The sequence below is a fragment of the Planomonospora sp. ID82291 genome, assembly GCF_015711645.1.
Classification (GTDB): Bacteria; Actinomycetota; Actinomycetes; order Streptosporangiales; family Streptosporangiaceae; genus Planomonospora.
This window is the reverse complement of the sequence record NZ_JABTEX010000002.1, coordinates 460,395-483,728: the sequence shown is the minus strand read 5'-3', so window position 1 is coordinate 483,728 and position 23,334 is coordinate 460,395. Positions and strand designations below refer to the sequence as shown.

Sequence of the window (23,334 nt, the reverse complement as noted above, 5' to 3'; positions counted from 1 at the left end):
CGCGCAGGGCGGTCCCCGGCCGGGGAGGCGGCACCCCGCGCGGCGGTCGCCGTGGACCGCGCCTCACCGGGCGGTCCCCGACCGCGGAGACACCACTGTTGGACGATCCGTCCAATTCCGTGTAATCATCTACTTACTATGGTGAGCATCGAAGACATCGTCGTCCAGCCCCCGCACACCGCGACCTGGCTCGTGCACATCGACCGCTCCATGTGGGTCGGCGGGGTCCGCGGCCTCATGCTCCAGGCCCTGCACCCCCTCGCGATGCGCGGGGTCTGGCAGAACTCCACCTTCCAGGACGACCCGTTCGGGCGGCTCCGCCGTACCGCCGACTTCGTGGGCCGGGTGACCTTCGGCAGCCCCGCGGAGGCCGCGGAGATCGGCCGCCGGGTGCGGGGCATCCACCGGAGCCTGCGCATCGACGATCCCGACACCGGCCGGATCCACCGGGTGGACGACCCCGAACTGCTGCTCTGGGTGCACTGCGCCGAGGTCTCGTCCTACCTGTCGGTGGCGCGGCGGGCGGGTCTCGCGCTCACCGACCGCCAGGCCGACCGCTACCTCGCCGAGCAGCGCCGCAGCGCCGGCTACGTGGGCCTGCACGCCGAGGACGTGCCGGGCTCGCTGGCCGAGCTGGACGACTACTTCGCCGGGGTCCGGCCCGCGCTCAAGGTCACCCCCGAGGCCGCCGCGACCGTCCGCTTCCTGCTCTGGCCGCGCCTGCCCGCCGAGCTCCGCATGCTCAACCCCGGCAAACCGGCCTACTTCCCGTTCGGCACCCTGTGCTACTCCTCGCTGCCCGGCTGGGCCAGGCAGATGTACGGCGTGCTGCCCGAGGTGCCCCGCAGCGCGGTCACCGCGGCCCTGCGGGCATTCCGGCTGAGCATGAACGCGCTCCCCGAGCCCGTCCACGACCGTGCCTTCACCCCGCAGACCCGCGCCATGCTCACCGCCTCCCGCGAGCGGCTGGGCGCGGCGGGCTACGACGTGAGCCGGGGTCTGAAGGGGCTGACCGATCCCCGGCGCTGGCCGGGTGGGGCCTCCCTCGCCGCCTGAGTCCCCAGAACCGCGCAGGGCCCGCGGACGCGCAGCGGGCCCCTCAGGGGTCGGCCAGGCCCTCCCAGGGGAGCTTGTCCGGCGCCGCCGCCCGTCCCTCGGGGCAGTGGCGGCGGAAGTCGCACCACGAGCAGAGCGGGCCGGTCCTCGGCGGGAAGAGCGCGTCGACCTCCGGCGGGACCTCCGGCGGCGCGCGGTCCGCGCCTCCGGCCGCGACCCGGCCCCGAACCGGGTCCGCGGCCCCGGCCCGTCCCCGGCCCGCCCCCGCGCGCGGGTTCCGCCCCGCCGCCTCCGCCCAGGCCCCGTAGCGCTCGTCGGCCTCGGCGGCCTCGGCCGCGATCTCCTCCGCCCGGCGCAGGTGGCGCTCCAGGGACTCGTCCGTGTGCTCCCACGCCACGATCGATCCGGTCGGCAGGTGGTGGAGCTCGACCCGCCGGCACGGCCGGTGCAGCATCCGCGCCGAGGCCAGGGCGTAGACGGCCAGCGCCAGCGAGGAGCGGGCGTCGTCCTCGGCCGGCGGGCGGCGGCCGGTCTTGTAGTCGACCACGACCAGTTCCCCGCCCCTGCGGTCGAGCCGGTCGACCCGCCCGGACAGCGCGAGCACGGACGTCCTGGTCGCCACGGTCCGCTCGACGCCGACGGGCTCGTCCGCCGGGTCGAGCGTCGCGGTGTAGCGGGCGACCATCGCCCGCGCCCGGTCGAGCCAGGCCGCCGACTGCCCGGCGTCCCGGAACCCGTCGGCGATCCACCCCCGGGCCAGCAGGATCTCCGCCGTCGCCGGGGTGCGCCGGTCGTACGGCTCCCGCCACCAGCCGGCCAGGGCGTTGTGCACGCTCACGCCCACGCTGGTGTGCGCCCACCGCGGCCCCCGCTGCGGCGCGGGCCGGTCGAGGTAGCCGAACCGGTAGCGCCGGGGGCAGTCCAGCCAGCCGTTCAGCCGCGACGGCGTGCAGGAGTAGAGCCGCCGCGGCACGCCCTCCAGCGGGAGCTGGTCCATCGAGGGCTAGTCGCCGTCGAGGTTCAGCCGGATCCCCGCGGCACGCGTCCCGTCCTTCAGCGGGCCCTCGTCCTCCGCCTCCGCGGAGCCGCGGGTCAGCGAACCGGACAGCCAGGCGTCGAACTGCGGCTCCAGGTCGCCGATGACGGCCTCCTCGCCGTGCGCGGGCAGCACGCGGATGTCGTGGCGCAGGGTGAACAGCCGTCCGCCGATCGTGGACAGCTGGTCGGCCAGCGCGGGGTACTCGCCGCCGAGCCTGCCGGGGCCGTCGGCCAGGAGCGTCTTGCCGGTGAAGACCGCGTCCAGGGCCTCGCAGTAGAGCGAGATGCCGCCCAGCGTGACGCCGGGGGTCGTCATGACCTCCAGCTCCACGTCGGCGACGGCGAACACGCCCTCGTCCTCCAGCTCGATGTCCGGCCAGGTGTCCGGCCAGGTCCGGCGCCACAGCGGCTTGTCCTTGGGATGCATGGCGACCACGGCCTCGTCGCGCGCGGCCACCTCGATGGCGGCGCCGACGTGGTCGGGCAGGCCGTGGGTGCAGATGACGGCGAGCACCTCCCGCTCGCCGACCTGCTCCAGGATCTTCTCCGCGTCGCGCGCGGGGTCGATGACGATGACCTCGTCATCGTCACCCACGATCCAGGTGTTGTTCTCGACCTTGTGCTCGGTGCCGTCGACGTCGACGGCACCCTCGGTCACCACTCGCTCGATACGGGCTGTCACGCTTCAGCACTTTACTGCCTCCGCCGGCGGCGACGCCGCGCGTCACGGCGTCACGGCGTCACGGCGTCACGACGTCACGACGTCACGGCGTCACGGCGTCACGGCGTCACGGCGTCACGGCGTCACGGCGTCACGCCCAGGAGCGTGCGCATGGCGGTGATGATGAGCTGTACGGCGAGCGCCGAGAGCAGCAGGCCCGCGATGCGGGTGACGAGCTCGATGCCGTTCTCCTTGACGACCCGGACGATGGCCAGCGAGAAGCGCATGAACACCCAGAGCAGGATGTGCACGACCCCGATGGCCAGGGCGAGCGCGAGGATGCCGCCGCTCTTGGCCTCGGCCTGCTGGGCGAAGACGATGGTCGCGACGATCGCGCCGGGACCGGCGAGCAGGGGCGTGCCGAGGGGGACGAGGGCGACGTTCACATTGGACTTCATCGTGTTGGCGGGCGGCTCGGTCTCCCCGGTGAGCAGTTGGAGGGCGACCAGCAGGAGCAGCAGGCCGCCGGCGATCTGCATGGCCGCCACCTCGACGTGCAGGTAGCCGAGGATCGCCTGCCCGAAGACCGCGAACAGCACGACGAGGCAGAACGCGACGATGGGCGCCTGCCAGGCGATCCGCTTGCGCTCCGCCGTGCCGAGGCCGCCGGTGTAGGCGAGGAAGAGCGGGATGATGCCGGGCGGGTCCATGATGACGAACATCGTGACGAACGCCTCGACGAAGAACTGGATGTCGAACACGCGTCCCCCTGGCCGCGGCGGAGGGGGGACCGCCTCAATGCTAGCCGTCCGACCCGCGCCGCGGCCTGCCGGGGTGTCAGGCCTCTCCGACCTCCAGGCGCGGCGAGAAGGCCCCGAAGGGCAGGTCGAACACCTGGCCGTCGTCGCGCAGGTCGCGCAGGGAGAGCTCGAAGAGGGCGACCAGGCAGCCCGCGTCGGCGGGCCAGACCACGGCCCACAGCCAGTCGCCCATCGCCTCGCCGGCGTAGACCGCCCGGTCGGAGGCGCCGCTCACGCACCAGAGCGCGGTGGGGTGGCCGTTCACATCGATCTTCGCGTGCGGCGGGCCCTCGCCGAACCCCTCCCCCGGGTCGGGGCCCGGCAGTCCGGCGAACCCCGCGCCGAGCCCGACCCCGGGCTCCTCCGCGATGATCAGCAGGTCGGCGGGGCCCTGGGTCAGCGAGGGACCGGACATCGCGACGACGGTGGCCCGGGTGCCGGTGCGCTCGTCTCCCGCCGCGGTGAACCCCGTCACCAGCCAACCGGCCGGCAGCGGCCACGGCATCCAGACCGGGACGCGGGCCTGGCGGACGACGGCCTCCACGGCCGCCTCCGACGGCTGCAGGGGCGGCTGCAGGGGCAGGACGTCACCGTGCGGGCCGCATCGCCAGGCGCTTGACCAAGCACTCGGCGGGCGAAGCGGGCCGAAACAGCGCGGGCAGGTAGGCGATGCTCTCACGCCTACCCACGGTGCTCTCCCGATGACCGGTCAGTCAAGAGCGCAGTCCGTTATGGAGCCGTAATCTTGTTCAGGTGCGCGTAAATTGTGTGGGGGCGATCGTCCGCGACGACTCCCGGCGGCTGCTCCTCGTCCGCCGCGGCCGCCCGCCCGGCGAGGGGTTCTGGTCGGTTCCCGGCGGCCGGGTGGAGCCCGGCGAGTCCGACGCCGAGGCGGTCGTCCGGGAGGTGGCGGAGGAGACCGGGCTGACGGTCGCGGTCGGACCGCTGGCGGGCACGGTGGAGCGTCCGGGCCCGCCGGGCGTGGTCTACGAGATCCGCGACTACCTGGCCGAGGTCGCCGGCGGCGCGCTCGCCCCCGGCGACGACGCCGCCGACGCCCGCTGGTTCGCCCCCGGCGAGCTGTCCCGCCTGCCGGTGACCCCCGGCCTGCTGGAGGCCCTCGCCGACTGGGGTTGTTAGCTGATAGCGAAATCATCAGTGTTCATCAGCTTTAATCTGAGATCATCAAGGCGTGAAGCTTTCGGAATGGGCGCGGCGGAACGGCGTGCACTACCAGACCGCCTGGCAGTGGGCGCGAGACGGAAAGATGCCCGTCCCGGTCGTCAAAACCGCCACCGGCCGATACCTCGTACTCGAACAGCACACCACCACCGCCGAAGGACGGACGGTGGCGTACTGCCGGGTCTCCAGCGCCGACCAGAAGACCGACCTGGAGCGACAGGCCGGACGAGTCGTCGCCGCAGCCACCGGCATGGGACTGGCCATCGCCGACGTGGTGAGCGAGGTCGGCTCCGGCCTGAACAGCAGACGGCCGAAACTGGCCCGGCTGCTGCGCGACCCGCAGGTCACCACGATCGTGGTCGAGCACCGTGACCGGCTGACCCGGTTCGGGATCGAGCACCTGACCGCCGCGCTGGAAGCGACCGGGCGGCGCATCGTCGTCATCGACGACACCGAAGTCGACGACGACCTCGTGCGGGACATGACCGAGATCCTCACCTCGTTCTGCGCCCGCCTGTACGACCGCCGCTCGGCTTCCCGCCGGGCCAAGGCCGCACTCCGAGCCGCAGGCGAGACCGCGTGAGCGACCGTCAGGGCTTCCGGATCGAGCTGGATCCCACCCCCGCCCAGCGTGCCCGCCTGGGGCGGCACGCCGGGCTGTCGCGGGTGGTGGAGAACTTCTGCCTGGAAAAGGTCCGCGCCGCTCTCGACCAGCGGGAAGCGGAGAAGACCTACGGCGTGGACGAAAAAGACCTGACCCCGGTGCCGTGGTCGGCTCCCGCGCTGGAGCGGGCCTGGCGTGCCGAACACTGGCGGCGCTTCCCCTGGTTCACCGCTGACGGCCTGTCCTCGCGGATACCAAAGGAGGCGTGCCGGGTCCGGGCCGCCGCCTTCAAGAACTTCTTCGACTCCCGCGCAGGCAGGCGCAAAGGCCGCAAGGTCGGATTCCCCGCGTGGCGCAAGCGCAAGCACGGATCGAGGTTCCGCTACGACGCCGACCGCGCCCGCCCGGCCGGGCAACGGGCGGTGAAGCTGCCGGGTATCGGCACCGTGCGTACCCGCGAGGCCATGACGTGGCTGACCGACCGGCTCGACGACGAGCGGGCGCGCGTCATCGGGGCCACGATCCGTGAGATCGCGGGCCGGTGGTGGATCTCCTTCCAGGTGGAGATCGACCGCACCGACGTCAACGCCCGCCGTACCGTTGCCGCCGACGCGCCCGCGTGCGGCATCGACGTCGGTGTCAAAACCTTCGCCACCATCGTGGACGACGACGGTACCGTCACCGAGATCCACGCTCCCAAGCCACTCAAGAACGCGCTGCGCAAGCTCCGCAGGGCGAACAAGGCGCTGGCCCGCACGCAGAAAGGCTCGAAGAACCGGGCCAAGGCCGCCCGCCGCGTCGGGCGGATCCACCTGGACGTCGCTCACCAGCGGGCGGACTTCCTGCACAAGACCACGACGATGCTCGCGAGATCCAAGCAGGCCATCGCCGTGGAAACCCTGAACGTCGCCGGGATGGTCACCAACCGGCGGCTGTCGCGGGCGATCTCCGATCTCGGATTCGGGGAGTTCTTCCGCCAGCTCGCCTACAAGACGGACTGGTACGGCTCGACCGTGTGGGCGGCCGGTCGCTGGTTCCCCTCGTCGAAACTGTGCGGCGGGTGCGGGGCGGTCAACGCCGGGCTGACCTTGGCTGACCGGGTGTGGACGTGCGAGTGCGGCACCGTTCACGATCGGGACGTCAACGCGGCACGCAATCTGCTCGTCGCGATGGCGCTGGAGCAACAGGCCGCGTAAGCCTGTGTCGCCGGGCAGTTCCCCGGAGACGCTAAACGCCTGTGGAGGCGACGTAAGACCAGGTTCCGGCCTGGCAGACGCCAGCGAATCAGGAATGAGAATCACTGAGATTCTCCGAACGGTCATCGGTCCGCCGTCAGGGTCGAGCGCCACAGGGTGAGGTGGTCGGCGTCGTAGGTGGTGGACCGGCCCAGCGCCACCACCTGGCCGCCGGAGACCGCGACGGCACCGAGCCACTGGACGCCGCCGCCGGCGAGGTGCCCCTGGGTGGGCGTGTGCGGTTGCCAGGACCGTCCGTCGGGGGAGGTCCACACCGCGCTGTCCCCCTCTCCCGGAGCACCCTGCCGGCCCACCGCCACGACCCCGTCCGGGGTCGCGGCCAGGTCGTGCACGGCGGCCGTCCGGTCGGCGGGCAGCCAGACCGTCTCCCACGTCGCCCCGTTGTCCCGGGAGACGGCGCCGAACGCCCGGTCGCCGTCGGGGGTCTCGGCCGCGCCGATCGCGACGGCCTGCCCGCCGTACGTGACCACGTGCCGCAGTCCCGCCGACGTGGCGCCGACCGGGAGGACGGGCCGGCGCGCGGTCCAGGCGACGCCGTCGGCCGAGACCCAGACCACGCCGGTCTCGTGCCCCGCCGTACCGGAGCCGCCGACGGCCATGTAGCCGGACGAGGTGGGCGAGACGTCGTGCAGGCGCACCCCCGCGCCGCCCGCGGGCAGATCCGCCGCCCGGGTGAAGCGCTTCAGGTCGGCGGAGAACCACAGGACGGGGGCGGCGGTGGCGGCGCCCCGCTCCTCGCCCGCCAGGACGTAGCCGGACGGGCCGGCCGCGACCGCGTGGGGGGCGAGGAAGTCGCGGTCGCCCGCGGGCTTCAGGGCGTCGGCGGCCGGGACCCTGCGCCAGTCGCCGCCGTCGGCGGAGGTGACGAGCAGCGGCTCCGTCGAGGAGGCGCCGCTCATGGCCGTGCCCACCGCGAGCCAGCCCCGCCTGCCGTACACCACGTCGCCGAGGGCCTGCCGGTGCGCGCCGCCGAGGATCTGCGCCGATCCGGCGGCCCGCCACTCCTCCCCGTCGGTGCTGCTCCAGATCCCGGCGTCGCCGAAGACGGAGCCGACGGCGACGAACCGGCCCTCCCCCGCGGCCACCCGGGCCGTCTCGCGGGCGGCCCGGACCAGGCCCCGGATCTCGGTCAGCGGGACCGCCTTCGCCTCGCCCCCCTCGGCCGCCGTGATGAGGACGAGCCGGTTGTCCACCTCGGCGGCGCGCTCGTCGCCGCCGACGACGAGCGTGCCCGTGCCGGAGACCGCCAGGGCCCGCAGCGACCCGGGCCGCCGGCCGAGGTCGGCGGCCCGGCTCCACTCGCGGCCGTCCGCGCTGGTGTGCACGGCGTAGCGCTCCAGGTCCGTCTCGGTGACCGCGGCCACCCCGTCGGGGGAGGAGGTCAGGCGCTTGACGCCCGACCCCTGCGCGTCCAGGCCGGTGATGGCGCCGCAGGCCTCCCACTTCCCGCCGTCGTCGGAGCAGTGGACCCGCACCTCTCCCTTGGCGCTGCGCTGCTGGAGCGGGACCAGGACGAACCCCTTGCCCGCCACGGCGAGCGTGCCGGGCTGCGGGAGGACGCCGTCCAGCGCCACGCCGGACGAGAGCCAGGACCGCCCGCCGTCGCCGGAGCGCAGCACGACCGATCCCGAACCGCCCTGCGCCGGGTCGGCCAGCGCGACCACGGCGTTCCCCCGGGCGGCGACCGCCCGGAGGCCGCGGACCCGGTCGGGGGTGCCGATGTCGCGGGTCTCCACCCTGGTCCAGCTCCGGCCGTCGGGCGAGGTCCAGGCGACGGCTCCCAGCGTGCCGTCACCGAGGACGGTGGTGCCGACCACGACGAAGCCGGACGAGGTCCGGGCCAGGTCCGTGATCCTGTCGCCGCCCGTGAACGCGGTCAGCCCTTCGGCGTCCACCGCGCTCCAGCGGTGGCCGTCGACGCTGGTCCACAGCCCCACCGTGCGTCCTCCGGCGGGCCGTCCGGCGCCGGACGGCTCGTTGCCGGCCGCCAGCCACCGGCCGTCGCCGCCCGCGACCAGGCCGACCGTGGTCGGTCCGCCCTCCTGCCCGGTGAACCCGGTCACCTTCCCCAGCCGCCAGGTCGTGCCGCCGTCCGGCGAGACGAGGAACAGCGGCCGGGGCACGGGGCTGGTGGTGTCGCTGCCGACCGCCACCACGGTCGGCCCCACCGCGGCGATGGCGTTGAGCACCTGGCTGGAACCGTCGCCGCCGCCGTCGGCGGGCGAGGCGAAGGTCCCGTCCGCCGGCTGGAAGTCACCGCCCGCCAGGCGCAGCCCCGTGCCCAGCGAGTCTCTCACCCAGCCCCACAGCGCCAGGCCCCCGCCGGCCGCCGCGGTCAGGACCAGGACCAGGACCAGGGGGACGACCAGTCCGCGCCCGCCCCTGCCCCGCTTCGGGCTGGAACGGCGGGCGGCCGAGGGCGCGACGGCCGGCCGGTGGCGCCCTCCGCCCGGCCCGCGCCGGGGAGGCCCCTGGGCCACCAGGAGGTCCGGCCGGGCCGGTCTTCCGCCGGGCGGGCGCCCCACCCGCCGCACGGGCTCGACGTCGTCCTGCCGCCCGGGCTCCCGTCCTCTCGCTTCCTCCCGCGGTACGGCGGGCGGTCCGGGCACCGTACCGCCCCCGGGTACGGCGGGCGGCTCGGGCGCGGGGGTCCGCCCGGAGACGGGCTCGGGCTCGGAGGCCGGTCCCACCCACGGTCCCACCCTCGGCCCGGTCTCCGGTCCGGAGTCCGCTCCGGCCTGCGGCCGGTCTCCCCGATCGTCCTGCGGTCCGTCCTGAGGTCCGTCCTGAGGTCCGTCCTGAGGCCTCCGGACCCGACGAGCGGGGCCGGACGCCACCAGCCGGTCCGGCCGGTCCGCCGGTCCTCGGGACGTGCGGGACTCCGCTCCCTGTTCCGGACCGGGAGGCGGAGCGGAGGGGGGCACGGCGGAGGCAGGCCCGGAGGCCACCAGGCGATCGGGACGGTCCGCCGCTCTCCCCCGCGGGCGGGGTCCCGCTCCCGGCTCGGCGGCGGAGGTCTCCGGGGTTCGCCGTTCGGTGGCGGGCGCCCCAGAGGAGCCCCCCGGCGTCTCGGGGCCTCCCGGCTCGGCGGGGCCTCCCGGCTCCGCCGAGCCGGGTGACGAGGCGGCCGCGGAAGGCGAGGCGTACGGCTGGGCGTAGGGACGGCGGCGACCGGCGCCGGAGGCCCGGGAGGGGGAAGGGAGATCGGCCTCCTCGAGGGCGGGGGCCGCGAAGGGGGGCGCGACCCAGGGCGAGGAGAGCGGGAGACCGCGCGGGCGGCCGTCGGAGGGCCCCGGGGGGAAGTGCTGGATCGTCGGCGGGGACGGGGACCCGGCAGGGCTACGGGACTCCTGGTTCCTCCAGGGCTCCCGGGGCTCCCGGGGCTCCCGGGGCTCCTGGGACCCCGTCCCGTGCGCCGTCCCGCCCGGCGGGCCGCCGTCGTCCGGCGGCCGTTCTCGCGAGCGCGGGTCGTGAGGGCCCGAGGCCACGCTCAGCACCTCCTCGAAGGAAGCCTACGCATCCGGATCCACGGGTTCCGGACCGTTCCAGTCGTCTCTGACGCCCGACCGCAATCCCTTATGGAAACGGCAAATCGTACGCGACCCTACTCCTACCCCGTCCCATTGAAACGATCACCTCTCACCGTCGCGCGGTCCCGGCGGGCCGCCCCATCCAGACCAACACGCCGGAGCCCTCCTGGCGAGACCTCTCTAGCGAGATTTATCGGTCCAGCGCCGGATTCGTCACCGTCGGAGATCGCGAATCCGCTTTCGTCCCCTCTTGGGAGCACAGGAATCTCTCCTCTCCGCCCCAGTGCGCATTACTTCACAGACACCACGGCCGGTGGGAGCTTTCATGAGGGCAGGAAACCCCGACCCCAGGGAGTGAACATGAAACGGCTGGGGCCCGTACTCACGCTGGCGGCCGGCGCGGCGACGACCGCCGTGCTCGGCGCGCTCAGCGCCACCGCCGCACCCCCGACCCGGGACGCGGGCGCCGCGGGCGAGCCCGCGGCGGTGGCCGAGGCCACCTCGGCGGCCACCGCCGCGCCCGCGCCGTCCAGGACCGCCAGGCCCGTCCCCGCCAAGGCCGACTACGCGGGCCGGGTCCGGGGCAACGGCGGGCTCGTCGCCGTCTCCATCCGCGACGGCAAGGCCGTCGGCTACTTCTGCGACGGCAGGGTCGAGGCCTGGCTCCGGGGGAGGGCCGCCGACGGCAAGGTCGTCCTGACCGGACCCGGGGGCGCCTCCCTCACCGCCGCGCTCGGCGGCGGCAAGGCCACCGGGACGCTGGAGTTCGGCGCGAAGGAGTGGGACTTCACCGCGCCGACGGTCAAGAAGCCGTCGGGCCTCTACCGGGCCACCGCGATCGTCCGCGGCGCGAAGGTCCGGGCCGGATGGATCTACCTCGCCGACGGCACCCGCGTCGGCCTGACCCTGGTCGACGGCGCGCCCGCCGACGTCGCCGTCCCCGAGCCCGGGGAGAACGCGACCGTCAACGGCGAGCAGGTCGATCCCAAGGACGTCGACGAGTTCATAGAGGAGTTCTGATGAGCGACACCTCGGCGGACCGCACGGCCGACGACACGCAGGCCCTGCGGGTCCCGCCCCGGCGGAACCTCGCCCCGCTGCTTGTCCCGCTCCTCGTCGGCGGGCTGGTCGCGGTCGCGCTCGGCGTCTACGGCCGCGCCCACACGCCCACCGGCTTCGCGGTCGGCCCCGCCGGGTTCTCCGGACCGCTGGCCATGAAGTCCTGGCTCACCACCGGCGCGTTCCTGCTCGCCGGGGTCCAGGTCTTCTCCGCGCTGGTGATGTGGGGCCGCATCAGGCTGGACGTACCGTGGATCGGCGCCCTGCACCGCTGGTCGGGCCGGGCCGCGTTCCTGCTCACGATCCCGGTGGCCTTCCACTGCCTGTACGCGCTGGGCGCCCAGTTCGACGTGGCCCGCGTGCTGGTCCACTCGCTGCTGGGCTGCTTCTTCTACGGCGTGTTCACCGCGAAGATGCTGGCCCTGCCCAAGCGCGGGCTGCCCGGCTGGACCCTCCCGCTGCTCGGCGGGCTGGCGTTCACCGCGCTGGCCGGCCTCTGGGTGACCTCGTCGCTGTGGTTCTTCACCGCCATCGGGGTCAAACTCTAGGCGGGCTGGAGGCCGCCGCGGTCCTTCACCGCCATCGGGGTCAGGCCGTAGGCGGGGTGAAGGCGGTGGTGCGCGGCAGCCCGGCCGCGCGGCCCTTGGCCGCCACCACCAGCGCCATCTTCCGGGACGCCTCGTCGATCATCTCGTCGCCCAGCATGACCGCGCCGCGCCGCTCCACCGTCGTGTAGTACCCGTACGCGTCGAGGATGAGCTCGGCGCGGTCGTAGTCCGCCTGGGACGGCGAGAAGACCTCGTTGGCCGCCTCGATCTGCGTCGGGTGGAGCACCCACTTGCCGTCGAAGCCGAGGGCCGCCGAGCGCGCGGCCACCCGCCGGTAGCCGTCCAGGTCCTTGATCGCGAGGTAGGGGCCGTCGATCGCCTGCAGGCCGTACGCGCGGGCGGCCATCAGGATGCGCATCAGGATGTAGTGGTAGGCGTCGCCCTCGGTGTAGCCCGGCGGCTGCTCGCCGACGACCAGGGTCCGCATGTTGATCGAGGCCATGAAGTCGGCGGGGCCGAAGACCAGCGTCTCCAGGCGGGGCGACGCGGCGGCGATGGCGTCCACGTTGACCAGGCCGCGGGCGCTCTCGATCTGCGCCTCGATGCCGATCCGGCCGACCGGCAGCCCGCAGGTCCGCTCGATCTGGGTCAGCAGGGTGTCCAGCCAGGCCACCTGCCCGGCGTCCTCGACCTTGGGCAGCATCAGGCAGTCGAGGAACGCCCCCGCCCCCTCGACGACCTCGATGACGTCCCGGTAGGTCCACTGCGTGGACAGGTCGTTGACCCGGACCACCCGGACCCGGCCCGACCAGTCGCCCTCGCGCAGCGCGGCCACGATGTTCCCCCGCGCCTCCTCCTTGGCCAGCGGCGCGACGGAGTCCTCCAGGTCGAGGAAGACCTCGTCGACGGCCAGGCCCTGCGCCTTCTCCAGGAACCGGGGGCTGCTGCCGGGGACCGCCAGGCACGAACGTCGGGAGCGCATGGCCACACCGTAGCGGGCGCCCCGGCAGACTCCGCGGACGGGGGCGCTGTCGCGCCCGCACAAACTCCGCCCCCTGTTTCTTGGCGCACCTCTTGAGCGGACCCCGGGCCGGATGTCCGAATAATGGGGAGCACGCTTCGGCAAAGGGAGACGAAACGATGGCAAACGCTTCTCCGGTGGCTCAGCCCGCCGTCCTGTCCGACCTCATCCCGGGGACCTGGGTCCGCGACGCCGCCCTCGTCGTGGGCGCCGCCGCGCTGACCGGCGTGGCCGCCCAGCTCAGCTTCCCCATCCCGGGCACCGACGTCCCCCTGACCATGCAGACCTTCGCCGTCCTGCTCTCGGGAGCCGCGCTCGGCCTGCCGCGCGCGTTCCTGGGCATGGCCCTGTACCTCGCCCTCGGCCAGCTGGGCGTGCCGTGGTTCTCCCCCGCCGGGGGCAACGCGACGCTCGGCTACGTCGTCGGCTTCGTGGTGGCGGCCTCGGTGGTGGGCGCGCTCGCCGGCCGCGGCGGCGACCGCACCCCGGTCCGCACGCTCGGCACGATGGCGCTCGGCACCCTGATCATCTACGCCTTCGGCCTGCCCTGGCTCATGGTCGCCAAGGACCTGGACCTCGGCACCGCCTTCGCCGGAGGCGTCCTGCCCTTCCTGATCGGCGACGGCCTCAAGATCCTCGCCGCGGCCGGGCTGCTCCCCGCCGCCTGGAGGCTCGCCCGCCGCTGATCCGCTCCGATCGTGTACGGCCCGCGCCCGGGGCTCGCAGGGGCGCGGGCCGTACATTCGTGGCATGAGTGTGATCGAGGAGGGCGCGAAGAAGTCGGGTGTGCTGTGGCTCGCGCTGGACCGGCCCCGGCTGGCCTGGCACACCTGGCACGACGGCGCGATCTACGTGGTCACCGGCGGCGGCGAGCAGTCGCTGCCCGGGCTGACCGAGACCGGCCGGGTCCAGGTGACCCTGCGGAGCAAGGACAACGGCGCGCGGCTGGTCTCCTTCGAGGCCTCCGTGGAGGTGGTGGACCAGGCCGAGGCCGCCGAGGCGGTGGCCGCGCTGGCCAAGGACCGGCTCAACGCCGCCGACGGCGCGGGCCTGACCGCCCGCTGGGCCGCCGAGTCCCAGGTGGTACGGCTCACCCCGCGGTAGCCGACCTCCTGTCGCGTACGGCTCGCTCCCCGCGACCGGCTTCCGGTCGCGGGCCGTACGGCTCACCCCGCGGCGACCGGCTCCCCGGCCGGATCCGCCGAACCCGCCCGGACCGGAAGGTCGGCGGTGGCCCGCTGGGCGAGGTAGGCCCCTGTCAGGACGATGAGGCCGCCGAGGATCTGGAAGACGCCCAGGGCCTCGCCGATCAGCAGCCAGGCGACCACCGCTCCGGCGATGACCTCCAGCGAGGCGACCGTGGAGCCGACCGCGGCCGACAGCCGGCGCACCGCGGTGACGCCGAGGATGTAGGCGGCGACCGTGGCGATCAGGATCATCCAGAGCGCCGCCGCCGCCACCGGCAGCACGGGGGCGCCCGGTGACGGCGCGACGGCGTCGCCGAACGCCTCCCACGGGATGTCCCAGGGCCGGGAGACCGGGACGAGCACGGCCGCCGCGCCGACCAGGCCCCAGGCGATCAGGCCGAGCGGGTCGACGTCGTCGCCGAAACCGTCGCTGAGCAGGAAGTACCCGGCGCAGCACGCCGCGGCGCCGAAGGCCGGCAGCAGGCCGAGCGGGTCCAGGCTCAGGCCCGACCAGACCTCCACCACGATGCCGAGCCCGGCCACGGCGACCACCGCCCCGGTGAAGGCCGCCCGCGGCAGCCGTACCCGGCGGACGAAGCGCACCCAGAGCACGACGAACACCGGCGCGGTGAACTCGATCAGCAGGGTGACGCCCACCGGCAGCCGGGTGATCGCCGCGAAGTACAGCGCCTGCACGCCCGCCACCGCGACCACCGCGTAGGCGCCGAAGAAGGGCAGCCGGGCGCGCGGGATGCGCAGCGCCCGGGGCCGGACCGCCGCCAGGACGCCGACGAGCAGCAGCCCGGCCCCCGCCAGCCGGACCCAGACCGACTCCAGCGGCGCCAGCCCGCCGCCGCCGAGGTACTTGGCCATCGGTCCGGAGAAGGCGAAGCACCAGGAGGACGCGAACGCGGTCAGCAGGCCGGAACGCCGCATGTGACACCATCCATGTAACTACCGTTCAGGAGTTTTGATGCTGTCATGCCGGAGAGGCCGGGGCAAGAAATGTCCGGCATGTGAGCGTGCCTCGGCCCGCCTCCCCGCCCCATTGCCTACGCTTCACATGTGAGGATCTTCATCGCCCGGCTCGCCGGCACGCCCGTCTTCGACCCCGCCGGGGACCAGATCGGCCGGGTCCGGGACGTGGTGGTCACCGTCGCCGGGTCCGCCCCGCCTCACGTGCACGGCCTCGTGGTGGAGATGCAGCCGCGCCGCCGGGTCTTCCTCCCGATCACCCGCGTGCTCGCCGTCGAGGCGGGCGCGCTGGTCTTCAGCGGCCGGCTCAACCTGCGCCGGTTCGAGCAGCGGGCCTCGGAGACCCTGGTCATCGGTGAGATGCTCGACCTGGCCGTGGAGGTCGACGGCACGCGGATGACGGTGCTCGACCTCGCCATGGAGAAGACCCGCGCCTCCGAGTGGCTGGTCACCAAGGTCGCGCTGGCCAGGAGCGGCGGGACGCTGGGCCTGCGGCGGCGCGGCGCGAGCAGGGTCGTGGACTGGGGGGAGGTCGAGGGCTTCGACGCGGTGCAGAAGGACCAGGGCGCGGCGAGCCTGCTGGCCGCCTTCGAGACCATGCGCGCGGCCGACCTGGCCAGCGCCCTGCACACCCTGTCCGACAAGCGGCGGGTCGAGGTCGCCGCCGCCCTGGACGACGTACGGCTGGCCGACGTGCTGGAGGAGCTCCCCGAGCGCGACCAGATCGGCATCCTGAGCCGCCTGAACCCGGAGCGGGCCGCCGACGTGCTGGAGGAGATGAACCCCGACGACGCCGCCGACCTCCTCCAGGACCTCTCCCCCGAGCAGGCCGAGGCGCTGATGGCGCTGATGGAGCCCGAGGAGGCCGCACCGGTCCGGCGGCTGCTGGTCTACCCCGAGAACACCGCCGGCGGCATCATGACGTCCGAGCCGCTGATCATGCCCCCGACCGCCACCGTCGCCGAGGCGCTGGCGGTCGTCCGGCAGCAGGACCACATCCCGGCCGTGGCCACGCAGGTCTACGTGACCCGCCCGCCCGTCGAGACGCCGACCGGCAGGTTCCTCGGCCTGGTCCACTTCCAGCGGCTGCTGCGCGAGCGCCCGTCCACCCTGCTCGGCACGGTCATGGACGACTCGCTCGACCCGATCAGACCCGGCCTCACCCTGAGGCAGGTGACGTCCTATCTGGCCACCTACGACCTGGTGGCCGCGCCCGTGGTGGACGACGCGGGCCGGCTCGTCGGCGCGGTCACCGTGGACGACGTGCTCGACCACCTGCTTCCCGGCGACTGGCGGGAAGACGAGGACAGCGGAGGGAACCCGTGACCGAACGCCTCGACCAGCCCCGCGAGCTGGGCCTGCGCCTGCGCCCGCACTACGACCCGGAGGCGTTCGGACGGCTCTCGGAGCAGATCGCCCGGTTCCTCGGCACCGCGCGCTTCATCGTCTACATGACGGTGTTCGTCGCGGTCTGGATCCTGTGGAACGTCTTCGCCCCGGAGAGCCTGCGGTTCGACCCCTTCCCGTTCATCTTCCTGACGCTCATGCTCTCGCTCCAGGCCTCCTACGCCGCCCCGCTGATCCTGCTCGCCCAGAACCGGCAGGACGACCGGGACCGGGTGCAGAACGAGCACGACCGCAGGGCCGCCGAGCGCAACCAGGCCGATGTCGAGTACCTGACCCGGGAGATCGCCGCGCTGCGCATCGCGCTCGGCGAGGTGGCCACCCGCGACTACCTCCGCTCGGAGCTCCAGCACCTCGCCGAGGAGCTCCGCGAGCCGCACGGGCCGTACGAGCCGGTCCCCGCCCGGTCGAAGGGCCCCCGCTGACCGCCGGGACCCGTCGCGGCCCGCTATCCGGCGGACTCCGGGAACAGCTTGGTCAGCATGGCCGCGCACTGGCGCAGCTCGTCCTCGTCGAGCACGTCCAGGAAGCGGCTGCGGATGCCGCGCAGGTAGGTGGGGGCGGCCTCGGCCAGCCGGTCGGCGCCGGCGTCGGTCAGCACCGCGAACAGGCCCCGCGCGTCGCTGGTGCAGGCCTCCCGCTCTACCAGCCCGTCGCGCTGGAGCCGGTCGACGAGCCGGGTCAGGCCGCTGCGCGAGAGCAGCACCCGCTCGGCCAGGTCGTTCATCCGCAGCCGCCGGCCGGGCGACTCCGCCAACTGGTCGAGCACGTCGTAGGAGGCCAGCGCCAGGTCGTGCGCGACCATCAGGTCCGCCTCCAGCAGCCGGGTGATCCGCACCTGGGCCCGCTGGAGCATGCGCCAGACCTCCAGCTCCTCCGAGCCGATGGCATCTCTTGACTCGCCCGCCGTCAGGGTCACCCAGTAACCTTAGAACGTTGCACACGCATCTACATAGCGAATTGTCCGGATCACGCGACGAGGCGCCTCCGAACCCCCGCCCCCGGCGGGTAACGGGACGTCAAAGACGCCTCCGCCGCACCGAGCACCCGGAATTCTTCGCACCCCACCCGGGTTCATACGATGGACCCGCCCGCGGAACGCCCGGACGACACACAGACAAGGAGGGACGGCATCCCCCGTCGCCCTCACCGGTGGCGGTCTCGTGCCCACACTTCGATGGCACCTACCCCGGAACTCGTCACGGCCGCTCTCGCGACCGTCAACGACCCTGAGATCCGTCGGCCGATCACCGAGCTCGGCATGGTCAAGAGCGTCGACATCTCCCCCGAAGGGGTGGTGCGCGTCGGCGTCTTCCTCACGGTGTCGGGCTGTCCCATGAAGGACACCATCACCCGCGACGTCACCGCCGCGGTCTCGCGCGTCGACGGGGTGACCGGCGTCCAGGTCGAGATGGACGTCATGAGCGCCGAGCAGCGCAAGGAGCTGCAGACCAGGCTCCGCGGCGACCGGGGACCGGAGAAGGAGATCCCCTTCGCCAAGCCCGGCTCGCTGACCCGCGTCTTCGCCGTCGCCTCCGGCAAGGGCGGCGTCGGCAAGTCCTCCGTCACGGTGAACCTCGCCGCCGCCATGGCCGCCAACGGGCTCAAGGTCGGCGTGGTGGACGCCGACATCTACGGCCACAGCGTGCCCCGCATGCTGGGCGTCTCCGAGCGGCCCACCAAGGTCGAGGACATGATCATGCCGCCGGTGGCGCATGACATCAAGGTCATCTCGGTCGGCATGTTCAAGCCGGAGGGCAACACCCCGGTGGTGTGGCGCGGGCCGATGCTGGACCGGGCGCTGCACCAGTTCCTCGCCGACGTCTACTGGGGCGACCTCGACGTCCTGCTGATGGACCTGCCGCCGGGCACCGGCGACATCGCGATCTCGGTGGCGCAGCGCATGCCCTCCGCCGAGATCCTCGTGGTGACCACCCCGCAGCAGGCCGCCGCCGAGGTGGCCGAGCGGGCCGGGTCGATCGCGGCGCAGACCCACCAGCAGATCGCCGGCGTCATCGAGAACATGTCCTGGCTGCCGTGCCCCCACTGCGACGAGCGGATCTCGGTCTTCGGCGAGGGCGGCGGCCAGTCCGTGGCCGACGCGCTGACCCGCACGCTCGGCGCCCGGGTCCCGCTGCTCGGCCAGGTCCCGATCGACATGCGGCTGCGTGAGGGCGGCGACGAGGGCAAGCCCCTCGTGCTCACCGACCCGGACGCCCCCGCCGCGGCCGAACTGCACCGCATCGCCGCCGGCCTGAGCAAGAAGTCCACCAGCCTCAAGGGCCTGCAACTCGGCATCTCCCCCACCCGGGGCCGCTGAGCGGCGTCCTTCCGGATCCGCGGGACACGACGCACGGCGTCCTTCCGGATCCGCGGGACACGACGCACGGCGCACGGAGACGCGCGAGGAGGCGCCCCACGCCGGGGGCGCCTCCTCGCGCGTCGCCGTCTTCCGCCGCGGCCCCGCCGCGCCTCAGGTGGCCTCGGGGTCGTACGGCGGGATCTCGCCGTAGCCGAGTTCTCCGGCCGCCTCGGCCGCGTACGACGACGGGGTGTAGGCGGGTGAGGCGAGCACCGCGGCCGACGCGGCGCCGTTCCAGTCGTCCTCCAGGTCGGCCGTCAGGTGCTTGCGGACGAAGTTCTTCGGATTGAGGTCCGCCGGGTCGAAGTCGGCGAACTCCGGCCCCAGCCCCGCCTGGAGGTCGTCCTTGGCGTTGTTGGCCATCCGCCGCAGGTTGCGCAGCGTCCGGCCCGCCTGCGCGGCGGCCTGAGGAAGCTTCTCCGGCCCGAAGACGAGCAGGGCGATGACCACCAGTGCCGCGACCTCAAACCACCCGAGTCCGAACACGGCGATCTCCTAGCGGCTCAGCACGAGGGGGTGCCCTGCCGATGCGGCCCTTCTCGAGCGCGGGTTCATCGGCCCCCCTTCAGGTCAGTGCTCCGGGACGGGTCCCGGAGCACTTCCAGACTAATGCCCCCAACCGCGAGGACACTCCCATGAAGCGCCGGTCAGGAGGGCCGTGGCGTGGGCGTGGCGCGATCGGCCTGCACGATCACGGTGGTCGTCTTCTCCTGGCCGCCCCGCTGGAAGGTGACCTCCAGCTTGTCACCGGGAGCCCGGCCCCGGACCAGCGCGATCAGCTCGTTACCGTCCTGCAACGTCAGGCCGTTGACCTCCAGGATGACGTCTCCGGGCTTGAGGCCCGCCTTGTCGGCCGCGCCGCCGGGCGAGACCGGCGCCTGGCCGTCCTGCGCCTCGCTCCTGATCCGCACGCCGGTGCCCTGGTAGGCCTGGTCGATGAGCACGCCGATCCGCGACTTGCTCGCGGAGCCGGTGGTGACCAGCTCTTCGGCGACCCGGCGGGCGTGGTTGACCGGGATCGCGAAGCCCAGGCCGATGCTGCCGCTCTGCCCGCCGACCTGCCTGCCGAGGGTGGCGATCGCCGAGTTGACGCCGATCACCTCGCCGCGCGCGTTGACCAGCGGGCCTCCGGAGTTGCCGGGGTTGATGGCGGCGTCGGTCTGGATCGCGCTGAACCAGGTGGTGTCGGAGCTGTTCTCCTCCCCCGCCTGGACCGGCCGGTTGAGCGAGCTGACGATGCCGGTGGTGACCGTGCCGGTCAGGCCGAGCGGCGAGCCGATCGCGATGACCGGGTCGCCCACCACCACGTTGTCGGAGTTGCCGAGGGTGATCTCCGGCATGCCGAAGGTGTCGTCCGGCTTGACCACGGCCAGGTCGGACTCGGGGTCGCGGCCGACGATCCTGGCCGCGGTGGACTTGCGGTTGTTGAACTGGATCTGGATCTGCCCGCCGCCCGCCGCCGCCGCGACCACGTGGTTGTTGGTCACCACGTAGCCGCCCTTGATCAGGAAGCCCGAGCCGGTGCCCGCGCCGCCGCCGGCCTCGACGGCCAGGGAGACCACGCTCGGCAGCACCTTGGAGGCCACGCCCGCGACCGACTCCGGCGGCCGGGCGGTGGCGCCGCCGGCAGCCGCGGGGATCCGGTAGGACGGGTCCAGCCCCGAGCCGCCCGGCCGGGTCAGCAGGTAGGTGCCGACGCTGCCGAGCACCGAGGCGAGCAGTGCGATCACCACCGCGAGGGCGACGAGCGTCCTCGTGCCCGGTCCGCGCCGCCCGGCCGCCGCCGTGGCGCCCGCCGGGCCGGCGGTCGGCGGGAGCGGCGGGGGCGGGGCCCAGCCGGAGCCCATGCCGAGCGCCTGCGGGGGCGGGGGCGGGGGCGGGGCGGCCAGGACCGCCGTGTGGCCGGGCGCCTGCCCGTACGGCGGGCCCGCGACCGCGGGCTCCGGGCGCGGACGGCCGGAGGGGTCGCCCCAGCCGCTCTCCTCCGGCGCGTCGGCCCAGCCGTCCCGGCCCTGTTGCGCGGCCGGGGCCGCCGGCTGCTCCTGGCTCCATCCGCCCGGCGCCGGCGGCCTCCCCAGCTGGCTCCACCCCTCGTCGCCCTGCTGCCCGCTCCGCTCGCCGGGGAGGCCCGCGGTCTCGCCCGCGGGCAGGAAGTCGGGCCGCGAGGACTCCGGGGCCGGGCCCCGGCCGCCGTTGAAGTCCGACGGCGCACGTCCCTCGGCATCGTGCGCCTCGTGGGTGCGGGGGTCGTCGGTCGTCATCGGATACTCACTACTCCTTGCCTCGTATGAGGCCGCTCGCCGGCGGCAGCCAGGCAATCTTCCCCGGAGCTGCATACGAGAGACGTAAAGCGCGGTTTGCCCGTCCGAATGCCTCGGATACCAGTATCCCGGAGACTCGCCGTGCACGAGCCGCGGCCCCGCGCTCCGCCCGGCGGGACCGCGGAAACGAGGCCGCCCGCCACCTGCTCCGGGGGCGCGCGGCCTCCGGCGGCCCGGTGACGGGCGGGCGGGTCACCGAGCGGGCGACGGCGTCAGCGAGGGCACGGGTGTCGTCGTACCGCCGCGGTGCACGGTGCTCGCGGGACTCCCGGGCTGGTTGGCGAACATGTCGACCGGCGGCACGCGCGGGTTGGACTCGGCGCCCCCGACGACGAACAGCGTGCCGAGCGCCACCGCCGCGGAGGCGAACCCCACGGCCATGTAGCCCGCCCGGCGTGACCGCCGCGCTCCGCCGGCCCGGCCGCGCGGCCGGTTGTCCGGCGGCGCGATGCTGTGCATGCCCGGGATCGGCGCCCCCCCGAAGGTCCGGGAGGCGGGGAAGGGCCGCTCCCGCGGCGGCAGCGGGCCACCGGGCTCGGCCATCCGCAGCAGCGACATGGTCAGGTCCGTCGGCATCGACGGCCCCTCCAGGGACCGCAGCCGGCTCTTCAGCGCCCGTACGGCGTCGACCTCGGCGCGGCAGCCGGCGCAGAAGGTCAGGTGCGCCAGGGCGCGGTCGCGCTCGTGGTGGTTCAGCTCGCCGTCGACGAGCGCGGAAACGCGTTCTCCGAGATGACTCATACCGACTCCTTGCCGAACGGCTCGTCGTGGAAGTCGTGGACGTCGCCCTTGACGGCCGGGGCCGATCCGGGTCCTCGCCTCGCGTTCACGCTTCCGCTCCCGGTCCGTCGCTTCGGATGTCTGTGGTCTGTCATGCGAACTCCTCCCCGCGGGTGATGGTCGGGGGGGACTGCTCGCTCCGGGGCGCGCGGTGCTCCAGCGCGTCACGCAGCTGTGCCCGGCCGCGATGGATCCGGCTGCGGACGGTCCCGAGCTTCACGCCGAGCGTCGCGGCGATCTCCTCGTAGGAGAGCCCCTCGATGTCGCACAGCACGACGGCTGCGCGGAACTCGGGGGCCAGCGCGTCCAGCGCCGCCTGGATGTCGGCGTCCAGGTGGGTGTCGTCGTACACCTGGGCGGGGGACGGCTCGCGCCCGCGCAGCCGCTCGGCCGCGTCGTCGGCGAGCCCCTCGAACCTGATGCGCTGCTTGCGCCGCGCCATGTCGAGGAACAGGTTGGTGGTGATGCGGTGCAGCCAGCCCTCGAACGTGCCGGGCGTGTAGTTCGACAGGGACCTGAAGACCCGGACGAACACCTCCTGGGTCAGGTCCTCGGCGTCGTGGACGTTGCCGGTCAGCCGGTAGGCCAGCCGGTAGACGCGCGCCGAGTGGGTCCGGACGACCTCGTCCCAGGTGGGAGGCTTCCAGTCGGACACGGGAGCATCCACCTGGTGGTCGGGCTCGTCCACCAGCACCCCTCTCTTCGGGACCACCGCTATCGCCATAGTGCCTGGTTTCGTCCCTTCGTGCGCGCTCACTACCCACAGGACCGGCAAACGCCGCTTTAATCCATGCAACGTCCTGCCCGGGGCATGAGTTCCCGATCCGGGCCGCCTCCCTTAGGCTGCGACCCAGCGCCCATGCGACTGTGCACGAGAGAGCGGGAGGAGAGGCCGATGGCAGAGACGCCGACAAGTCCGTTGGAGGCCACTCTGGCCTATGCCGAGGACTTCCATCCCGAGGACGAGATCCTCCTCCTCGCCCGGCAGCGGAGCCTGGAGGTGGGGATCTCCCCGACCTCGCCCAGCGGCGGCGCCGCCCTCTGCTTCCTCGCCAGCGCCGTCAACGCCCGCGCCGTCGTGGAGATCGGCACCGGCTGCGGGGTGTCCGGTCTCTGGCTGCTCCGCGGCATGCGCGCCGACGGCACGCTCACCAGCGTGGACGTGGAGCCCGAGCTGCAGCGGCTGGCCCGGCAGACCTTCGCCCAGGCGGGCTTCTCCGGCGGCCGCGTCCGGCTGATCACCGGCCGGGCCCTGGACGTCCTGCCGCGCCTGTCCGACGGCGGCTACGACATGGTCTTCTGCGACGGCGCCATGCAGGAGTACGGCGACTACCTGGCCGAGTCCGTCCGGCTGCTGCGGGTGGGCGGCGTCGTCGTCTTCGACAACGCGCTCTGGCACCACCGGGTCGCCGACCCCGCCCGGCGCGACCCGGACACCGTCGCCGTCCGCGAGCTGGGCCGGCTGGTCCGCACCGACGAGCGGCTCCGCCCCCTGCTGCTCCCCCTCGGCGGCGGCATCCTCGCCGCGGTCAAGCTCGCCGGCTGACCCG

At 73.8% G+C, this 23,334-nt stretch carries 24 protein-coding genes; 12 read left to right on the top strand and 12 right to left on the bottom strand.

Translation table 11 applies throughout. From position 1 onward, the window contains the following. The first annotated feature begins 138 nt into the window (after nt 1-138). Nucleotides 139-1,056: an oxygenase MpaB family protein gene (locus HS045_RS13170; RefSeq protein ID WP_196451602.1), complete on the top strand. Its 918-nt coding sequence runs from the start codon at nt 139-141 to the stop codon at nt 1,054-1,056. Between the two features lie 43 nt (nt 1,057-1,099). On the opposite strand, the gene HS045_RS13165 is transcribed toward HS045_RS13170, so the two are convergent. From HS045_RS13165 to HS045_RS13150, 4 genes are all read right to left on the bottom strand, one after another. Further along, nucleotides 1,100-2,053, bottom strand: coding sequence for a PD-(D/E)XK nuclease family protein (locus HS045_RS13165; protein ID WP_196451601.1), 954 nt, complete (start codon nt 2,051-2,053; stop codon nt 1,100-1,102). 6 nt (nt 2,054-2,059) lie between these two features. After that, on the bottom strand, nt 2,060-2,776 hold the full coding sequence (locus HS045_RS13160) for an MBL fold metallo-hydrolase (protein ID WP_196451598.1): 717 nt from the start codon (nt 2,774-2,776) through the stop codon (nt 2,060-2,062). A gap of 122 nt (nt 2,777-2,898) precedes the next feature. Further along, nucleotides 2,899-3,516: a MarC family protein gene (locus HS045_RS13155; RefSeq protein WP_196451596.1), complete on the bottom strand. Its 618-nt coding sequence runs from the start codon at nt 3,514-3,516 to the stop codon at nt 2,899-2,901. 76 nt (nt 3,517-3,592) lie between these two features. Beyond that, nucleotides 3,593-4,234 (bottom strand): DUF6758 family protein, encoded by a 642-nt coding sequence (locus tag HS045_RS13150; protein ID WP_196451594.1) that lies wholly within the window; start codon nt 4,232-4,234, stop codon nt 3,593-3,595. Nucleotides 4,235-4,308: 74 nt separating this feature from the next. Here HS045_RS13150 and HS045_RS13145 point away from each other — a divergent pair, with 74 nt between their 5' ends. The 3 genes from HS045_RS13145 to HS045_RS13135 are packed head-to-tail and all read left to right on the top strand — an operon-like array spanning nt 4,309 to nt 6,537. Then, entirely contained in the window at nt 4,309-4,695 is a 387-nt protein-coding gene (locus HS045_RS13145) for an NUDIX hydrolase (protein ID WP_196451592.1), read from the top strand. Between the two features lie 52 nt (nt 4,696-4,747). Continuing rightward, nucleotides 4,748-5,320 carry an IS607 family transposase gene (locus HS045_RS13140; RefSeq protein WP_196451591.1) on the top strand — a complete coding sequence of 191 codons (573 nt, stop codon included), beginning with the start codon at nt 4,748-4,750 and terminating at the stop codon, nt 5,318-5,320. After that, nucleotides 5,317-6,537, top strand: coding sequence for an RNA-guided endonuclease TnpB family protein (locus HS045_RS13135; protein ID WP_196451590.1), 1,221 nt, complete (start codon nt 5,317-5,319; stop codon nt 6,535-6,537). Before HS045_RS13140 ends, HS045_RS13135 begins: the two co-directional genes overlap by 4 nt. 122 nt (nt 6,538-6,659) lie before the next feature. Here HS045_RS13135 and HS045_RS13130 read toward each other — a convergent pair whose 3' ends face one another. Further along, nucleotides 6,660-9,287 (bottom strand): hypothetical protein, encoded by a 2,628-nt coding sequence (locus HS045_RS13130; RefSeq protein WP_196451589.1) that lies wholly within the window; start codon nt 9,285-9,287, stop codon nt 6,660-6,662. A gap of 1,200 nt (nt 9,288-10,487) precedes the next feature. On the opposite strand from HS045_RS13130, the gene HS045_RS13125 reads away from it, so the two are divergent. Then, nucleotides 10,488-11,147, top strand: a complete 660-nt coding sequence (locus HS045_RS13125) for a hypothetical protein (RefSeq protein WP_196451588.1) — start codon at nt 10,488-10,490, stop codon at nt 11,145-11,147. Further along, entirely contained in the window at nt 11,147-11,734 is a 588-nt protein-coding gene (locus tag HS045_RS13120) for a DUF6529 family protein (RefSeq protein ID WP_196451587.1), read from the top strand. The genes HS045_RS13125 and HS045_RS13120 overlap by 1 nt, the downstream gene beginning before the upstream one ends. A gap of 40 nt (nt 11,735-11,774) precedes the next feature. Here the strand turns inward: HS045_RS13120 and HS045_RS13115 are convergent, their stop codons facing one another. Continuing rightward, nucleotides 11,775-12,716 (bottom strand): CoA ester lyase, encoded by a 942-nt coding sequence (locus HS045_RS13115; protein ID WP_196451586.1) that lies wholly within the window; start codon nt 12,714-12,716, stop codon nt 11,775-11,777. 158 nt (nt 12,717-12,874) lie between these two features. Between HS045_RS13115 and HS045_RS13110 the strand changes: the two genes are divergently transcribed. After that, on the top strand, nt 12,875-13,441 hold the full coding sequence (locus HS045_RS13110; RefSeq protein ID WP_196451585.1) for a biotin transporter BioY: 567 nt from the start codon (nt 12,875-12,877) through the stop codon (nt 13,439-13,441). Between the two features lie 64 nt (nt 13,442-13,505). Then, nucleotides 13,506-13,859, top strand: coding sequence for a hypothetical protein (locus HS045_RS13105; protein WP_196451584.1), 354 nt, complete (start codon nt 13,506-13,508; stop codon nt 13,857-13,859). 62 nt (nt 13,860-13,921) lie between these two features. Here the strand turns inward: HS045_RS13105 and HS045_RS13100 are convergent, their stop codons facing one another. After that, nucleotides 13,922-14,878 (bottom strand): DMT family transporter, encoded by a 957-nt coding sequence (locus tag HS045_RS13100; RefSeq protein WP_196451582.1) that lies wholly within the window; start codon nt 14,876-14,878, stop codon nt 13,922-13,924. A 129-nt stretch (nt 14,879-15,007) separates the two neighbouring features. On the opposite strand from HS045_RS13100, the gene HS045_RS13095 reads away from it, so the two are divergent. Together HS045_RS13095 and HS045_RS13090 are read left to right on the top strand one after the other, a co-directional pair. After that, complete coding sequence (locus HS045_RS13095) at nt 15,008-16,243, top strand: magnesium transporter MgtE N-terminal domain-containing protein (RefSeq protein ID WP_307827499.1); 1,236 nt, start codon at nt 15,008-15,010, stop codon at nt 16,241-16,243. After that, on the top strand, nt 16,240-16,746 hold the full coding sequence (locus HS045_RS13090) for a DUF1003 domain-containing protein (RefSeq protein ID WP_196451581.1): 507 nt from the start codon (nt 16,240-16,242) through the stop codon (nt 16,744-16,746). Before HS045_RS13095 ends, HS045_RS13090 begins: the two co-directional genes overlap by 4 nt. Before the next feature lie 23 nt (nt 16,747-16,769). On the opposite strand, the gene HS045_RS13085 is transcribed toward HS045_RS13090, so the two are convergent. Continuing rightward, nucleotides 16,770-17,240 carry a MarR family transcriptional regulator gene (locus HS045_RS13085; protein WP_307827498.1) on the bottom strand — a complete coding sequence of 157 codons (471 nt, stop codon included), beginning with the start codon at nt 17,238-17,240 and terminating at the stop codon, nt 16,770-16,772. Nucleotides 17,241-17,498: 258 nt separating this feature from the next. Here HS045_RS13085 and HS045_RS13080 point away from each other — a divergent pair, with 258 nt between their 5' ends. Next, nucleotides 17,499-18,641 (top strand): Mrp/NBP35 family ATP-binding protein, encoded by a 1,143-nt coding sequence (locus HS045_RS13080; protein WP_196451580.1) that lies wholly within the window; start codon nt 17,499-17,501, stop codon nt 18,639-18,641. A gap of 153 nt (nt 18,642-18,794) precedes the next feature. On the opposite strand, the gene HS045_RS13075 is transcribed toward HS045_RS13080, so the two are convergent. The 4 genes from HS045_RS13075 to sigE form a co-directional block, all read right to left on the bottom strand. Next, on the bottom strand, nt 18,795-19,169 hold the full coding sequence (locus HS045_RS13075) for a sec-independent translocase (RefSeq protein WP_196451579.1): 375 nt from the start codon (nt 19,167-19,169) through the stop codon (nt 18,795-18,797). A gap of 161 nt (nt 19,170-19,330) precedes the next feature. Then, nucleotides 19,331-20,944: a trypsin-like peptidase domain-containing protein gene (locus HS045_RS13070; RefSeq protein WP_196451578.1), complete on the bottom strand. Its 1,614-nt coding sequence runs from the start codon at nt 20,942-20,944 to the stop codon at nt 19,331-19,333. Nucleotides 20,945-21,196: 252 nt separating this feature from the next. Further along, nucleotides 21,197-21,745, bottom strand: coding sequence for an anti-sigma factor (locus HS045_RS13065; RefSeq protein WP_196451577.1), 549 nt, complete (start codon nt 21,743-21,745; stop codon nt 21,197-21,199). A gap of 130 nt (nt 21,746-21,875) precedes the next feature. Then, the gene (gene sigE / locus HS045_RS13060; RefSeq protein WP_230884017.1) at nt 21,876-22,508 is read right to left on the bottom strand and encodes an RNA polymerase sigma factor SigE; all 633 of its coding nucleotides are present in this window, start codon (nt 22,506-22,508) and stop codon (nt 21,876-21,878) included. Between the two features lie 171 nt (nt 22,509-22,679). Between sigE and HS045_RS13055 the strand changes: the two genes are divergently transcribed. After that, a complete protein-coding gene (locus HS045_RS13055) occupies nt 22,680-23,330 on the top strand; it encodes an O-methyltransferase (protein WP_196451576.1) in 651 nt (216 codons plus the stop codon). Nucleotides 23,331-23,334 lie beyond the last annotated feature (4 nt).

Bases quoted from the DNA above. Each gene is read 5' to 3' on its own strand.
- sigE (WP_230884017.1), bottom strand. From the start codon at position 22,508: ATGGCGATAGCGGTGGTCCCGAAGAGAGGGGTGCTGGTGGACGAGCCC.
- HS045_RS13170 (WP_196451602.1), top strand. From the start codon at position 139: ATGGTGAGCATCGAAGACATCGTCGTCCAGCCCCCGCACACCGCGACC.
- HS045_RS13065 (WP_196451577.1), bottom strand. From the start codon at position 21,745: ATGAGTCATCTCGGAGAACGCGTTTCCGCGCTCGTCGACGGCGAGCTG.
- HS045_RS13115 (WP_196451586.1), bottom strand. From the start codon at position 12,716: ATGCGCTCCCGACGTTCGTGCCTGGCGGTCCCCGGCAGCAGCCCCCGG.
- HS045_RS13125 (WP_196451588.1), top strand. From the start codon at position 10,488: ATGAAACGGCTGGGGCCCGTACTCACGCTGGCGGCCGGCGCGGCGACG.
- HS045_RS13100 (WP_196451582.1), bottom strand. From the start codon at position 14,878: ATGCGGCGTTCCGGCCTGCTGACCGCGTTCGCGTCCTCCTGGTGCTTC.
- HS045_RS13055 (WP_196451576.1), top strand. From the start codon at position 22,680: ATGGCAGAGACGCCGACAAGTCCGTTGGAGGCCACTCTGGCCTATGCC.
- HS045_RS13105 (WP_196451584.1), top strand. From the start codon at position 13,506: ATGAGTGTGATCGAGGAGGGCGCGAAGAAGTCGGGTGTGCTGTGGCTC.
- HS045_RS13080 (WP_196451580.1), top strand. From the start codon at position 17,499: ATGGCACCTACCCCGGAACTCGTCACGGCCGCTCTCGCGACCGTCAAC.
- HS045_RS13110 (WP_196451585.1), top strand. From the start codon at position 12,875: ATGGCAAACGCTTCTCCGGTGGCTCAGCCCGCCGTCCTGTCCGACCTC.
- HS045_RS13165 (WP_196451601.1), bottom strand. From the start codon at position 2,053: ATGGACCAGCTCCCGCTGGAGGGCGTGCCGCGGCGGCTCTACTCCTGC.
- HS045_RS13120 (WP_196451587.1), top strand. From the start codon at position 11,147: ATGAGCGACACCTCGGCGGACCGCACGGCCGACGACACGCAGGCCCTG.
- HS045_RS13070 (WP_196451578.1), bottom strand. From the start codon at position 20,944: ATGACGACCGACGACCCCCGCACCCACGAGGCGCACGATGCCGAGGGA.